This is a genomic window from Paraburkholderia adhaesiva (genome assembly GCF_021390575.1).
GTDB classification, from domain to species: domain Bacteria; phylum Pseudomonadota; class Gammaproteobacteria; order Burkholderiales; family Burkholderiaceae; genus Paraburkholderia; species Paraburkholderia adhaesiva.
Genome location: NZ_JAJEJQ010000002.1, coordinates 24,249 through 38,119, shown reverse-complemented (window position 1 = coordinate 38,119; position 13,871 = coordinate 24,249). Strand labels below are relative to the sequence as shown.

Sequence of the window (13,871 nt, the reverse complement as noted above, 5' to 3'; positions counted from 1 at the left end):
TTCAGCCGCACGCACCAGTAAAAAAGCCGTCGCATGCGACGGCTTTTTTATGTGCCCGGGAACGCGAGCAATTCTGCAAGCGTCCCCGTTAAAAACGCGCTCAGCGCTCCTGCGCCGGCGCCTGCACGCGCGCCTTCCACTGCCCACCCTTGCCGCGCCAGAAGCGCCACGCCGACGCGAACGTCGCGCCCACGTAGAACAGCGCGACGAGCGGCAGGAACGGCGCCCACAGCGGCGAGCGGCGATAGTACGCGAGCATCGGCGCGTAGGAGCAGCACATGAGCGCCCACGCGACCCAGGCGGGCCACCCCGCCGCGCCGAGCACGAGCGCCACCACGGGCGGCGCGAGATAGATGACCGTCATGCCGACTATCGTCCCCGCGAGCTGCCAGGCCGAGTAGTGCAGTTGCGTGAACGCCGTGCGCGCGATCATGTTCCAGATGTCCTTCCAGGAATCGTACGGTCGCAGCGACACGCTCTTGTCCGCGACATCGAGCCGGATCGGATGGTGTCCATCACCGCGATGCTTGATGCGCGCGGCGAGACTGCAATCGTCGATGAGCTCGGCGCGGATCGACTCGATGCCGCCCGCCTCTTCCAGCGCCGCGCGGCGCACGAGCATGCATCCGCCGGCCGCGGCCGCCGTCTTGTTGCGCGGATTGTTGACCCACGAGAACGGGTACAGCTTCGCGAAGAAGAAGACAAACGCAGGAATCAGCGCCTTCTCCCAGAACGAGTCGCAACGCAGCCGCACCATCAGCGAAACCAGGTCGCGCCCTTCGGCTCGCGCGCGCACGATGAGTTGAGCGACCGCGTCGGCGGGATGGCCGATGTCGGCATCGGTGAGCAGCAGCCATTCGGCGGGTAGCCCGAGCGTGCGCACCGCCTCGATACCCTGCGACTGCGCCCACACCTTGCCCGACCAGCCCGCAGGCAGCGGCTTTGCAGCGATAACCGAGAGTTTCTCCGGGCACTGCAGCGCGAGCGCGGCCGCACGTGCGGCTTCGGCGGTGCCGTCGGTGCTGTGATCGTCGATCACGATGACGTGGAACTCGCCCGCGTAGTCCTGCGTGAGCAGCGAGGTCACCGCTTCGCCGATCGCGTCGGCCTCGTTGCGGGCCGGCACCACGGCGCAGACGGCGGGCCAGCCGGACGCCGGCTCGACCACCGGCAGCGGCAGCGGCGGACGCGCGCGCCAGAAGCCGCCACGCGCGAACAGCAATACGAGCCAGATCAGCAGCGAAAGACAGGACAGGGCAAAAAGGATTGTCGTCATCATGCGTTGTTGCTCTTGATTGAAGGCGCACGTCCGCTCAGGCGCCGCGACAGCCACATCGCGGCGGTGCGGTACAGCACCACCGCCCAGTCGGAGGCGGCAAGCGTGGGGCGCCCGGTGAATACGTCGTAGTCGGCGCGCTCGATGCGCTCGAGCAGGCGCAGCGCGCCGTGGATGGTGCCGCATAGCTCGAGCCCTAAGCGGCCCGGCAGGCGCAGCGCGAGCGGCGCGCCGCTCACCAGCAGTGCGTGCGCCTCGCCCACCTCGTAGCGCATCAGCGCGCGCCAGCCATCGTCGACGATGCCCGCCGCAATCTGCGCCTCGGTCACGTTGAAGCGCTCGCGGTCGGCCTGCGGCAGGTAGATGCGGCCGCGCCCGTAGTCAGCGCTCACGTCCTGCAGGAACGTGACCAGTTGCAGCGCCGTGCAGATCGCGTCGGAATCGGCAAAATTTTCCGGCGTCGCCTCGCCGATCAGATGCAGCATCAGATGGCCGACCGGATTGGCCGACCGGCGGCAGAAGTCGAGCAGATCGATGCGGTCGGTGTAGCGCACCGTGTCGATGTCCTGAGCGAACGCCGACACGAGGTCGTCAAACGGCCGCATCGGAAGGCGGCGCTCCCGCACCACGTCCGCAAGCTTCGCAAACAGCGTGGGATGCACGCGCGCCTCGCGGCCGTGGGCCACCGCGTCGAGACCATCGCGGAAATCCGCGAGGCGCTCGTGGCGCTCGGCGGGGCTCCAGTCGCCTTCATCCGCGATGTCGTCGGCGGTGCGGACGACGTGATAGATCACACCGACTGGCGCCCTTAGCGAGCGCGGCAGCAGCACGCTCGCGACCGGAAAGTTTTCGTAGTGGGCGACTTCCATCAACGCGTCCAGAATGAGGTCAGATCCGCGTGCGCCGGGCTGCCCGGGCGCGGACCCGATAGTTTAAGGGTTCCGGCGGTATGTTGCAGCGCGACATCGCGTAATGGCCGTCCGGCAACGCGTCAGAGCCCGGTCGGACGAAATCGGCCAGCGCCGGGTGTTGCGCATGCCCCATCCTGCGGTGCGCCACACAGCAAAGGGACGGCGAAGGGGTTAAAATGCGCGTCTGGTTTTAGGTCCGGTCCGACAGGCTGGACCCAAGTATTTAATTAATATTGTGGTCGCGGCGATCAAGTCATTTTTACCGGCTCGATCGAAGCCCGCGCCAGTCGGAGTTCGCCGCCTTATGCGAGTCATCCTTGCCCAACCCCGCGGCTTTTGTGCGGGGGTTGTCCGCGCCATCGAAATCGTGGATCGCGCCCTGCAAAAGCACGGCGCTCCCGTGTACGTGCGCCACGAAATCGTCCACAACCGTCACGTGGTCGAAAACTTGCGCAACAAGGGTGCGCGTTTCGTGGAAGAACTCGACGAGGTGCCCGAGGGCGCAGTTGCGATTTTCAGTGCCCACGGCGTTGCGAAGACGGTCGAGCGCGCTGCAGACGACCGCAACCTCGAAGTGCTCGACGCCACCTGCCCGCTCGTCACGAAAGTGCACGTGCAGGGTCGTCAGTACGTCGCCCAGGGCCGCACGCTGATCCTGATCGGTCACGCGGGCCACCCCGAAGTGGAAGGCACGATCGGCCAGATTCCGGGCACCGTGCTGCTCGTGCAGAGCGAGGAGGAAGTCGCGAAGCTGGACCTGCCGCTCGATGCGCCGCTGGCTTACGTGACGCAAACGACGCTTTCGGTGGACGACACGCGCGGGATCATCGACGCGCTGCTCGCCCGCTTCACCGACATCGTCGGCCCGGACACGCGCGACATCTGCTACGCGACGCAGAATCGCCAGGCCGCCGTGCGCGAGCTGTCCACCCAGGTGGACGTGCTGCTCGTGGTGGGCGCGACTAACAGTTCGAACTCGAACCGTCTGCGCGAGATTGGAAGTGAGTCGGGCGTGGCGAGCTACCTCGTCGCCGACGGCTCGGAAGTCAAAGCCGAGTGGTTCGACGGTGCGAAGACGGTGGGCCTGACGGCCGGCGCATCGGCGCCCGAGGAAATGGTCGAGAACGTGATCGACGCGCTGCGCGCGTTGGGGCCCGTCGAGGTGTCGACGATGACGGGCATCGAAGAAAAAGTCGAATTCAAGCTGCCGTCGAAGCTGTTGCAACCGCTCGTCGTGCGCGAAGTTTAAGGAGGACTGTCTTGTCTATTCCGCTGCTCCAGAAGGTCCGCGTTGGCGCGTATATCGCTCGCCAGCATTTCAGCGGCAATAAACGCTATCCGCTCGCGCTCATGCTCGAGCCGCTGTTTCGCTGCAACCTCGCCTGCAACGGCTGCGGCAAGATCGATTATCCGGATCCCATCCTGAACCAGCGCCTGTCGCTGGAGGAATGCCTCGAAGCCGTCGACGAGTGCGGCGCGCCGGTCGTTTCCATCGCAGGCGGCGAGCCGCTCCTGCACAAGGAAATGCCGGAAATCGTGAAGGGCATCATGGCGCGCAAGAAGTTCGTGTACCTGTGCACGAACGCGCTGCTCATGGAAAAGAAGATGGACGACTACGAGCCGAGCCCGTACTTCGTCTGGTCGGTCCACCTCGACGGCGACCGCGAAGCGCACGACCATTCGGTCTCGCAGGAAGGCACCTACGACAAGGCCGTCGCGGCCATCAAGGAAGCGAAGCGCCGCGGTTTTCGCGTGAACATCAATTGCACGCTGTTCAACGACGCCGTGCCTGAGCGTGTCGCGAAGTTCTTCGATACGTTGAAGCCGATCGGCGTGGACGGCATCACGGTCTCGCCGGGCTATGCCTACGAGCGCGCCCCGGACCAGCAGCACTTCCTGAACCGCGAAAAGACCAAGACGCTGTTCCGCGAAATCTTCAAGCGCGGCAACAACGGCAAGAACTGGTCGTTCAGCCAGTCGAGCCTGTTCCTCGACTTCCTCGCGGGCAACCAGACCTACGAATGCACGCCGTGGGGCAACCCGGCGCGCACGGTGTTCGGCTGGCAGAAGCCGTGCTATCTGGTCGGCGAAGGTTATGTGAAGACCTTCAAGGAACTGATGGAAACCACGGAGTGGGAAAAGTACGGCACCGGCAACTACGAAAAGTGCGCGAACTGCATGGTCCACTGCGGCTTTGAGGCGACGGCCGTTCTGGACACCGTCGCGCATCCGCTCAAGGCGATGAAGGTTGCGCTCGCGGGCCCGAAGACCGAAGGTGCGTTCTCGAAGGACATCCCGCTCGACGGCCAGCGTCCCGCCGAGTACGTGTTCTCGCGCCACGTCGAGATCAAGCTCGAAGAGATCCAGAAGGCCGTGCAGACGAAGAAGCCGGCCACCGTCGCCGCAAGCTGACGCGCGCGATATCGGGCGCCCGATGAGGGTGCCCCGGAAGCTTCCACGAGGGCGCAACGGTTCAGACCGTTGCGCCCTTTCTCTTTTGCGCGAATGTGCGATCGCGCGATTATGCGATTGCGCGGGCCGCACCGGCGCTTGCGCGCCGCTACGCGCTCAGTTCGTCAGCAGCGAGCCGCTCCGGAGCGGTTCGGCACCGGCAACCCACGCCACCACCATTCCCGCGGTCGCGAAGCGCGTGCGCTGTCGCGCGAACATCACACCGGCGACGGAGCTCGTAATCGTGACGACGCGATCGGTCAACGGATCGACGATGTCGGCAATCGCCTCGCCCGGCTCGACCCTCGCACCGACCGGCGCGCGGAACACGAGCACACCAGAGATCGGCGCGAGAAGCGTCTCGGTGCCGGACAACGGCGTGGCCCCGAACTCGAGCGGCGGCAACGGTGCGGGCGTCCCGTCGATGACGCCACGGTGCGTCAGGTAATCAACGATCGCCTGGGCGTCTTTCTCCGCGAACGCATAGCTCACATCCGCCTGGCCCCGTAGCTCGATCGTCACCGAAATCGTTCCCATCGGAATCGGATAGCGCTCGCCGTAGCGCGCGCGCAGTTCGGACCAGCAAAAGCTGTGGATTTCGTCGAACGGAGTGCCGAGTGCATTGAGCGCGAAGAGCGATGCCTTCGCATCGAGGTAGCGCGCGAGCGGCTCGACATCCGGCCACAAGTCAGGATTGGTGTAGAGATGCATCGCGGCTTCGAAGTCGCAGTGCAGGTCGAGCACCACGTCCGCATCGTACGACAGGCGCTGGAGAGCGAGGCGATGCGATTCCAGTTCGGTGGTCGGCATCTCTTCGGCCAGCGCCTCGCGCATGGCGGCGCGCACGGCGAGCAGGTTCTGCTGCTCGTCACCGGTCAAACGGGACTCGATGCGCGGCAACACAAGCTCGGCGAGATCGTGGAAGTTGCGGTTGAAGTTGGAGGCGGTGCTCGTTTCGAAGCGCCCGAGCATGTGACCGAGCAGCTGCTGGTTGAGGCCGATCGGATTGGACACGGGCACGACGATAATTTCGCCGCGCAGCTTGCCGGCCGCCTCGAGCGCCGCGAGGCGCTTGCGCAGTTCCCAGGCGACCAGCATGCCCGGCAGTTCGTCCGCGTGCAGCGACGCCTGGATGTAGATCTTCTGGCCGCCCGAGGGGCCGTAGTGGAAGCTCGTCAGGTGCCGTTCGGTGCCGAGCGCCGGGTAAATCAACGGATGGGTTTGCGTCTGCATGATTGTGTGAGCGAGCGGTATGAGGAAATGGGGTTCCGGCAATTATCCGCTGACCGGCCACCCAAGGAGGCAGCCGGCAGGTTCGAAAACAGAAAAGGCTCCGTCATGTGCGGAGCCTTTTCTGCTTTTCATCCGGAAAACGCAAGGCGCCAGGCGCAGGAAGCTTCCCGCGCCGTTGCGTGTCAGCTGCCGTGCACGTCGAACGGGAAGTACCGGGCTTCGATCTTCTTGTAGGTGCCGTCCTTGACCATATCGCCGAGCGCCTGGTCGATCTTCGCCTTCAGATCGGCGTCGTCCTTGCGCAGGCCGATGGCCGCGCCATTGCCGAGCGTCTTCAGATCGTCCGGCTCGCCACCCGTGAACGCGAAACCCGCGCCGCGCGGCTTGGCCAGGAAGCCGAGTTCGACTTGCACGCCGTCTTGCAGCGCCGCGTCCAGACGGCCCGAAAGCATGTCCGTATAGACCTGGTCCTGGTCCTGGTAAGACACGACGTTCACGCCCTTTGTCGCCCAGTTGGCCTTCGCATACGTTTCCTGGATCGAGCCCTGCTCGACACCGACGGACTTGCCTTGCAGCGACGCCACCGTCGGCTGGACATTCGAGCCCTTCTTCGCGACGAGGCGGGTCGGGGTGCGCCACATCCGGTCCGAGAATGCGATCTGCTCTTTACGTTGCGGGGTCATCGACATCGCCGACAAGACGCCGTCGAATTTCTTCGCCTTCAGCGCGGGAATCATGCCGTCGAATGCGTTCTCGACCCAGACGCACTTCGCGTTAATGCGCTTGCAGATCTCGTTGCCGAGATCGATGTCGAAGCCGACCAGCTTGCCGTCCGCGCTCTTCGATTCAAACGGGGGATAGCTCGCATCGACGCCGAACCGGACCGTGGACCAGTCCTTCGCGAAGGCGGAGGTTGCGATCGCAAGGATCGCCAGGCAAAAGGCAAGTTTCTTCATTGATCTGGAGTCTCAAGTAGGTCGTCAGCGCCGCCGCGACCGGTGGCATTTCCAATAAGAGGCGCTACGCCTGCATAGTTGTATATACAAGATATTTGATAGGGATTGATGCGGGAACCAGGGTTTTCGCTGACGAAGCTTCGCCGAAATCAATATCCATCAACAACTCTGGCTTGATGGCCCCCGACAGAAAAGAATCAGGCGATTGTCAAAAATCTTGATTGACTAGCCAACAATTGGCTTAGCTCGCTTGAGACAACCTGCGTGACCGGCCACACGAGATCGGGACCACTCATCATTTGTCTGCCAACGAACGATATCGGCAACCGCAGCCATGAAACAGTAGAGCGCGACGGCAGACCTGTCGGTCTGAAGCGGGTTCGTCATGCGATGTAAATCAATATAGGCCGAACGCGTCGTCTGGCAGACTCGCAGCTTCGTGCCTGGGTGGACTGTCGTAGCTTCCGGATCAACGCGAAGCGCGGCGCGACCTGAAAGGCAGCGCGATCGAGACCATCAACCACGCGTCAGGCGATGGGGCGCAAGCCGCCTGATGACGGATGCCATGCCATCCTATGCTGGACTAAAAATTATGAGATCCAGAACCAACCCATATTGCTTTCCAAATCTTCTGGAAGCGTTTTTTGTGGTGGTCGTACTGTTTTTCGTTGAATACCTGATGAACTCCGTCATCGGGCCAATCGGGCGTGAGGCCGGTCTGCAGCCGATGGCGGGATTCAGCATCGGGCGCGTACTTGCACACGGACTCGCGTTTACGGTCCTACTGCACCACAGCAAGCTGACATACCGCGATCTGTTCCACGACAACCCGAGTTCATGGGCAACCACGATCGGGCTATTCGCACTACCCATTCTGCTGCTGACGCCTGGCCTGTTGATGGGAATGAACCTGCTGCTATCCGTTGTGGTCCGATTCTTCCCGACGGGTGATTGGGATTGGGCGCAAGGGGCCAACGACAATTTCCTTGCCGGGGGGCTCGGTTCCACCGTGCTGGTCTGTCTGATTGCACCGATAGTCGAAGAGATGCTGTTTCGCGGAATCTTTCTGCGTAGCTTTCTGCGGCAATATCCCCCCGGAACGGCCATCGCAAATTCAGCCGCAGTATTCGGGCTCGCGCATCTGAACGTGTATCAGTTCGTCGTCGCGTTCGGTATCGGACTCATCATCGGAAAACTGTATGAGCGCACGCGCTCGTTGCTCCCAGGCATACTGCTGCACGCCTGCTACAACACGGCGGTGGTATTCGGTGTGCCGCGGGCGTCGCCTGACGCGTCCCTCACGGATTGGCCTGCGTCGTGGTGGCTCGCTGCGCTGACGAGCGGCGGTCTCGGCACGTGGCTGCTCTACAAGCTGATCCGCACTCCGGCGATCGCGCAGCAGTCGCGGTGAGCAAAGCGAATGCTTGCGTTCGGGCTCCGACCTTGTGCGTGACGACGAGTTGTCCCCGCTGGAATTCGCCCCTCGCGCGGTACCTGATCCGTAAGCCTGTGAGGTCACAGCAGGGAACCGGCCGGCGGTGGACAGTAACCGTTGCGTCAGGCAAGTCCAGCCGCGAAACCTGGGACCACGCAAACCGCGGGCGCGTCTGATCCCAATCCCTTGCTTCGTATTCCCAGGTTCAACCCCGCGTTCGCTTCCGGACTGGAGTGACAAAAAAGGCGCAACGGGCGGTAACCCGTTGCGCCTTCATGGCGTGCATCAAACGCGACGCGCCGTATCTTAGTGCGTCAGCAGCACTTGCCCGTGCGGGACCGATACCGCGCGTCCTGCCGCTCCCGGAAGAATTCCTCGTAAGTCATCACCGGACGATCGGGATGCGTCGCGCGCATGTGCGCGACGTAGCCATCGTAATCCGGCAGACCGACCATCAGACGCATCGCCTGACCGAGATACCGGCCTGCGGTCTGCACGTTGTCGCGAAGTTCCGAGAACATGATGTACCTCGTCTGCAGTATCGTCTTTAGTGAGCGGCGGTCGTGCGTCCCACCAGGCTTGCTGCGTCGGCGGGCATCGGCTCGAACGGCGTTTCCTGCACGGTCGGATGGGCGATACGACGCGCACGCGCAATCGCGATCAGACCATACACGACGATGCTCGCCACCACGACAATGAAGAGCCCGGAGAGCGCGGCATCGACGTAGTCGTTGAAGATCATGCGCTGCATCTGTTCGATCGACTTCGCCGGCGCGACGATCTTGCCTTCGGCAGCCGCCGCCGCGAGCTTCTGCGCATGCGCGACGAAGCTGACCTTCGGGTTGCTGTCGAAAATCTTCTGCCAGCCGGCCGTCATCGTGCAGACGAGCAGCCATACCGTCGGCACTGCGGTGACCCACGCGAACTTCTCGCGCTTCATCTTGAAGAGCACGACGGTCGCCAGCATCAGCGCAATGCCCGCCAGCATCTGGTTCGAGATGCCGAAGAGCGGCCACAGCGTGTTGATGCCGCCGAGCGGATCGACCACGCCCTGATAGAGGAAGTAGCCCCACGCGGTCACGCACAGCGCCGTAGCGATCAGGTTGGCCGGCAGCGATTCCGTGCGCTTGAGCGACGGATGGAACGTGCCGAGCAGATCTTGCAGCATGAAGCGGCCTGCACGCGTGCCAGCGTCAACAGCGGTAAGGATGAAGAGCGCTTCGAAGAGGATGGCGAAGTGATACCAGAAGCCCATCATCGCCTCGCCGCCGATCACCTGGTGCAGTATCTGCGCCATGCCGACCGCCAGCGTCGGGGCACCACCGGCGCGCGCGACGATGGTCGTCTCGCCGACGGCCTGCGCCGTGTGCGTGAGCATGTCAGGCGTGAGCATGAAGCCCCATTGGCCGACCGTTTGCGCGACGGCGTCCGGCGTCGTGCCGAGCACGGCGAGCGGTGCGTTCATCGCGAAGTACACGCCCGGCTCGATCACCGAAGCGGCGACGAGCGCCATGATCGCGACGAACGATTCCATCAGCATCGCGCCGTAACCGATGAAGCGCGCGTTGGTTTCGTTATCGAGCAGCTTCGGCGTCGTACCCGAGGCGATCAGCGCATGGAAGCCCGACACCGAGCCGCACGCGATCGTGATGAAGAGGAACGGGAAGAGGTTGCCCGACCAGACCGGACCCGAGCCGTCGATGAACTTCGTGAAGGCCGGCATCTTCAGTTCCGGCGCGACGATCAGAATGCCGATCGCGAGCGCGAGAATCGTGCCGATCTTGAGGAACGTCGAGAGGTAGTCGCGCGGCGCGAGCAGGAGCCACACCGGCAGCACCGAAGCGACGAAGCCGTAGCCGATCAGGATCCACGTGAGCTGCGTGCCCGTGAACGTGAACCAGGCGGCGAGCGTCGGCGAATCGTGCACGTGCTGGCCGAACGCGATCGAAGCCATCAGCAGGATGAAGCCGATGATCGAGATCTCACCGATCTTGCCCGGGCGGATGTAGCGGACGTACAGGCCCATGAAGATCGCGATAGGAATCGTCGCGGCGACGGTGAACGTGCCCCACGGCGAGTTCGTCAGCGCCTTCACCACGATCAGCGCGAGCACCGCGAGAATGATGATCATGATGAGGAACGTGCCGAACAGCGCGATCACGCCAGGTACGGGGCCGAGTTCCATCTTCACGAGGTCGCCGAGCGAGCGGCCGTCACGACGCGTTGAAAGGAACAGCACCACGAAGTCCTGCACGGCGCCCGCGAACACCACGCCTGCGAGAATCCACAGCATGCCGGGCATGTAGCCCATCTGCGCGGCCAGCACCGGACCGACCAGCGGACCCGCGCCCGCGATCGCCGCGAAATGGTGGCCGAATAGCACGAACTTGTTGGTGGGCACGTAATCGAGCCCGTCGTTGTGGCGCACGGCCGGCGTCATGCGCAGGCCATCGAGTTGCAGCACCGTGTTCGCAATGAAGCGGCTATAAAAACGGTACGCAATCAAGTAGACGCAGACCGCGCAGATCACGATCCACAGTGCGCTGATTCGCTCGCCGTGTGCAAGCGCGATGGTGCCGAACGCAAACGCGCCTAGTAGCGCGACCAACGTCCAGACGACAAAACTGGATGCCCGATTCATGGCGTCTCCTGTTTTTGTTTATCGGAATAAGTCATACCCGGTACGGGGACCGGGCCCCATTGCGCATGCACCCAACGGAAAATCGCGGCGAATTGCAGCGCAGTGCATGACGCATGTGTGCCATGCTCTGGGCGTGTAGTATTCGCTTTCGCCATTTACCTTACAAGCGGACTACTACGTAAGTGATCTACGTGGAATTACGTAGATACAGGCAGTTCACCATGACCCTGAAGACGAAGATTTTTCTGCTCGCCGTTGTGCCATTTCTTGCCGCGATCGCGGGCATCGGCATCGGTGTGCGTCACCAGGCCACCACGCTCGCGCAGACGCAGCACGCGACAATGCAGGGCGCGTATCTGTCGAGCAAGCAGGAGGAGTTGCGCCACTACGTCGAACTCGCGATGAGCGCCATCGAGCCGCTCTACGACGCGAGCGCCGATGCCTCGCCCGCCGATATCGCCGCACGCCAGGGCGAGGCACTCGCCACGCTGCAAAAGATGGACTTCGGCCCGGATGGCTATTTCTTCGTCTATGACATGCATGGCCGCTCGCTGATGCACCCGCGTGAGCCCAATCTCGTAGGCCACAATCTCTGGGATCTTCGCGACCCGCAGGGCGCGCTCACGATCCAGCGGCTGATCGCCGCAGCCTCGCAAGGCGGAGGCTTCGTGCAATACATGTGGCGGCGGCCCACCACGGGCAAACTCGCGCCGAAGCTCGGCTATGTGATTCCGCTTAAACGCTGGGGCTGGATGGTCGGCACCGGCATCTATATGGACGACGTCGATTCCACACTCGCGCACATCGACGAACGTGCGTCCGCCAACATCGAACACACGCTGTGGTGGCTCGGCGCGATCGCGCTCGCGGGCGTCGGCGCAATCGCGCTCGGCGCGCTGGTGCTCAACGTAACGGAATACCGCAGCACCGATGCGAAGCTCAAACGCCTCGCCCAGCAGGTGGTCGAGTCGCAGGAAGAGGAGCGCGCACGGCTCTCGCGCGAACTGCACGACGGCATCAGCCAGATGCTCGTCTCCGTCAAGCTGATGCTCGAATCGGCGCTCGCACGGCTCGAAGGCAGCACGACGCGCGACCCGGCCGCCGAAAGCTCGCTCGCCACGGGCCTCGCACGCCTGTCCCAAACGCTGCGCGAAGTGCGACGCATCTCGCACGCGCTGCGTCCGTCGATGCTTGACGACCTCGGCCTCGCCGCAGCGCTCGAACAACTCACACGAGAACTCAGCGCGGAGTCGGACATCACGATCGGCTTCACGCAGACCGTCTCGCCGCCACCACAACGGAAGGCCCGCGCCCGGGCACTGCCCGACGCCGTGAACACAGCCCTCTTCCGCATCGCGCAGGAGGCGCTCACGAACATCGTGCGCCACGCCCACGCGCCACGCGCGCAACTCTCGCTCGACGTGAACGCGACTGGCGTCACGCTGACCATCGCCGACAACGGCCGCGGCTTCGATGTCGCGCACGCCCAGTCCGATCTGCGGGCAGGGCTCGGGCTGCGGAACATGCGCGAGCGGCTCGAATCGCTCGGCGGCCAGCTCACGATCAGCTCGCAGCCCGGACACACGGTCCTGACCGCCTGGGTGCCGGTCATGGCGAAGAAAGCAACTGCAACGGTAACGGCAACAAGTAAAGAGACATCATGAATGAGACAGCCAGGCAGGCGCGCATCGTGCTCGTCGACGATCATCCGCTCGTGCGCGACGGCCTGCGAGCCCGGCTCGAAGCGGTCGCTGGGTTCGTCGTCGCGGGCGAGGCCGACAACGCCGACGAGGCGCTCGCCCTCGCCGCCACGCTCGAACCCGACCTCGTGCTGATGGACGTCGGCATGGCCGGGATGAACGGCATCGCGCTCGCGGGCATTTTTCACGAGCGCTTTCCTGCCATCCGGGTGCTGATGCTCTCGATGCACGACAACGTCGAATACGTGACCGAAGCGGTGCGCGCGGGCGCGAGCGGCTACGTGCTGAAAGATTCGCCGTCGACGGAAATCGTGCGCGCGATCGAAGCGGTGCTCGCGGGGCGGACGTTTTTCAGTGCGGGCCTGGGTGCGCGGATCATCCAGGCTTCGGCGAAGGCGACGCCGGTCGAGCGGCTGACGCCGCGCGAGCTAGACATCCTCGATGCGCTTGCGCAAGGGCTATCGAGCAAGCAGATCGCGCAGCGCGAGGGGCTCTCGGTGCGCACGGTGGAGACGCACCGGCTCAACCTCAAGCGCAAGCTCGATATCGAAGGTCAGGCGGAGTTGATCAAGTTCGCGGTGGAGAACCGAAGGAAGTGACCGGGCGGGCCGCGAGGGCCGTGCCCGGTTCTTGCTGGTACGCTGAGTCAGCTAGTCAGCTGCGCGCGTTGTGGTCGACGAGGAACTTGATGAGCCCGTCGATGCCGCCCTTGGCGATCTGTTCGGCGAACTGCGTCTGGTACACCTGGATCAGCCAGGCGCCCATCATGTTGATGTCGTAGATTTTCCAGCCGGATTGCGTGTACGTGAGGCGATAGTCGATGGCATCGTCGCCGCCGTTGCTGATCACGTGCGACTGCACGACCGTGTCCTTCGCGCCCGCGGCCGTGCTGGACGGCAGGAACTTGAAGCTCACCTGCGCATCGCGCAACTGCGAAAGCGACGCCGCATAGGTTTTCACCAGCAGCAGTTGAAACTGCTCGTACAGCTTCTGTTGCTGCTCGGGCGTGGCGGTGGCCCATGCCTTGCCGATGGCGATACGCGTGGTGCGCTGGAAGTCGGTGGCCGGAACGAAATGGGTTTCGACCACCTGGGTGATCCTTGCCATGTCGCCACCGCGTGCCTGCGGGTCGGCCTGCATGGCCTTCACGGTGCCTTCCACGGCGTTTCTGACCGTGGTATCCGGCGAACTCTGGGCAAAGGCGGCACCCGACACGAAGGCGGCTGCGAGAAATGCGGTGAAATAACGTTTCATACGCTCATCGGAAC

At 63.6% G+C, this 13,871-nt stretch carries 12 protein-coding genes; 5 read left to right on the top strand and 7 right to left on the bottom strand.

Going from position 1 to position 13,871, the window contains the following annotated elements:
• Positions 1 to 100: 100 nt before the first annotated feature.
• Together L0U80_RS15515 and hpnC are read right to left on the bottom strand one after the other, a co-directional pair.
• Positions 101 to 1,279: a glycosyltransferase gene (locus L0U80_RS15515; RefSeq protein ID WP_233866195.1), complete on the bottom strand. Its 1,179-nt coding sequence runs from the start codon at positions 1,277 to 1,279 to the stop codon at positions 101 to 103.
• Positions 1,276 to 2,145, bottom strand: coding sequence for a squalene synthase HpnC (gene hpnC, locus L0U80_RS15510; RefSeq protein ID WP_233866191.1), 870 nt, complete (start codon positions 2,143 to 2,145; stop codon positions 1,276 to 1,278). The genes L0U80_RS15515 and hpnC overlap by 4 nt, the downstream gene beginning before the upstream one ends.
• A 346-nt stretch (positions 2,146 to 2,491) precedes the next feature.
• Here hpnC and ispH point away from each other — a divergent pair, with 346 nt between their 5' ends.
• Positions 2,492 to 3,436, top strand: coding sequence for a 4-hydroxy-3-methylbut-2-enyl diphosphate reductase (gene ispH, locus L0U80_RS15505; protein ID WP_233866188.1), 945 nt, complete (start codon positions 2,492 to 2,494; stop codon positions 3,434 to 3,436).
• Between the two features lie 11 nt (positions 3,437 to 3,447).
• Positions 3,448 to 4,599, top strand: coding sequence for an adenosyl-hopene transferase HpnH (gene hpnH, locus L0U80_RS15500; protein WP_233866184.1), 1,152 nt, complete (start codon positions 3,448 to 3,450; stop codon positions 4,597 to 4,599).
• A 156-nt stretch (positions 4,600 to 4,755) separates the two neighbouring features.
• Here the strand turns inward: hpnH and L0U80_RS15495 are convergent, their stop codons facing one another.
• Both L0U80_RS15495 and L0U80_RS15490 read right to left on the bottom strand, forming a co-directional pair.
• Positions 4,756 to 5,871: a succinylglutamate desuccinylase/aspartoacylase family protein gene (locus L0U80_RS15495; protein ID WP_233866169.1), complete on the bottom strand. Its 1,116-nt coding sequence runs from the start codon at positions 5,869 to 5,871 to the stop codon at positions 4,756 to 4,758.
• Positions 5,872 to 6,053: 182 nt separating this feature from the next.
• Positions 6,054 to 6,827, bottom strand: coding sequence for an ABC transporter substrate-binding protein (locus L0U80_RS15490; protein ID WP_233866166.1), 774 nt, complete (start codon positions 6,825 to 6,827; stop codon positions 6,054 to 6,056).
• Between the two features lie 592 nt (positions 6,828 to 7,419).
• Here L0U80_RS15490 and L0U80_RS15485 point away from each other — a divergent pair.
• The gene (locus L0U80_RS15485; protein WP_233871339.1) at positions 7,420 to 8,238 is read left to right on the top strand and encodes a CPBP family intramembrane glutamic endopeptidase; all 819 of its coding nucleotides are present in this window, start codon (positions 7,420 to 7,422) and stop codon (positions 8,236 to 8,238) included.
• Between the two features lie 338 nt (positions 8,239 to 8,576).
• Here L0U80_RS15485 and L0U80_RS15480 read toward each other — a convergent pair whose 3' ends face one another.
• Together L0U80_RS15480 and L0U80_RS15475 are read right to left on the bottom strand one after the other, a co-directional pair.
• Positions 8,577 to 8,783, bottom strand: coding sequence for a YbdD/YjiX family protein (locus L0U80_RS15480; protein WP_124152808.1), 207 nt, complete (start codon positions 8,781 to 8,783; stop codon positions 8,577 to 8,579).
• A gap of 26 nt (positions 8,784 to 8,809) precedes the next feature.
• Positions 8,810 to 10,903 carry a carbon starvation CstA family protein gene (locus L0U80_RS15475; protein ID WP_233866163.1) on the bottom strand — a complete coding sequence of 698 codons (2,094 nt, stop codon included), beginning with the start codon at positions 10,901 to 10,903 and terminating at the stop codon, positions 8,810 to 8,812.
• A 221-nt stretch (positions 10,904 to 11,124) separates the two neighbouring features.
• On the opposite strand from L0U80_RS15475, the gene L0U80_RS15470 reads away from it, so the two are divergent.
• Both L0U80_RS15470 and L0U80_RS15465 read left to right on the top strand, forming a co-directional pair.
• Entirely contained in the window at positions 11,125 to 12,567 is a 1,443-nt protein-coding gene (locus L0U80_RS15470) for a cache domain-containing protein (protein WP_233866159.1), read from the top strand.
• Positions 12,564 to 13,202, top strand: coding sequence for a response regulator (locus L0U80_RS15465; RefSeq protein WP_233866142.1), 639 nt, complete (start codon positions 12,564 to 12,566; stop codon positions 13,200 to 13,202). Before L0U80_RS15470 ends, L0U80_RS15465 begins: the two co-directional genes overlap by 4 nt.
• 55 nt (positions 13,203 to 13,257) lie before the next feature.
• Here L0U80_RS15465 and L0U80_RS15460 read toward each other — a convergent pair whose 3' ends face one another.
• Complete coding sequence (locus L0U80_RS15460; RefSeq protein ID WP_233866139.1) at positions 13,258 to 13,857, bottom strand: MlaC/ttg2D family ABC transporter substrate-binding protein; 600 nt, start codon at positions 13,855 to 13,857, stop codon at positions 13,258 to 13,260.
• Positions 13,858 to 13,871 lie beyond the last annotated feature (14 nt).

Coding starts and splice junctions, on each gene's coding strand:
- L0U80_RS15460 (WP_233866139.1), bottom strand. CDS start 13,857: ATGAAACGTTATTTCACCGCATTTCTCGCAGCCGCCTTCGTGTCGGGT.
- L0U80_RS15480 (WP_124152808.1), bottom strand. CDS start 8,783: ATGTTCTCGGAACTTCGCGACAACGTGCAGACCGCAGGCCGGTATCTC.
- hpnC (WP_233866191.1), bottom strand. CDS start 2,145: ATGGAAGTCGCCCACTACGAAAACTTTCCGGTCGCGAGCGTGCTGCTG.
- L0U80_RS15465 (WP_233866142.1), top strand. CDS start 12,564: ATGAATGAGACAGCCAGGCAGGCGCGCATCGTGCTCGTCGACGATCAT.
- L0U80_RS15490 (WP_233866166.1), bottom strand. CDS start 6,827: ATGAAGAAACTTGCCTTTTGCCTGGCGATCCTTGCGATCGCAACCTCC.
- L0U80_RS15515 (WP_233866195.1), bottom strand. CDS start 1,279: ATGATGACGACAATCCTTTTTGCCCTGTCCTGTCTTTCGCTGCTGATC.
- L0U80_RS15485 (WP_233871339.1), top strand. CDS start 7,420: ATGAGATCCAGAACCAACCCATATTGCTTTCCAAATCTTCTGGAAGCG.
- ispH (WP_233866188.1), top strand. CDS start 2,492: ATGCGAGTCATCCTTGCCCAACCCCGCGGCTTTTGTGCGGGGGTTGTC.
- L0U80_RS15470 (WP_233866159.1), top strand. CDS start 11,125: ATGACCCTGAAGACGAAGATTTTTCTGCTCGCCGTTGTGCCATTTCTT.
- L0U80_RS15475 (WP_233866163.1), bottom strand. CDS start 10,903: ATGAATCGGGCATCCAGTTTTGTCGTCTGGACGTTGGTCGCGCTACTA.
- L0U80_RS15495 (WP_233866169.1), bottom strand. CDS start 5,871: ATGCAGACGCAAACCCATCCGTTGATTTACCCGGCGCTCGGCACCGAA.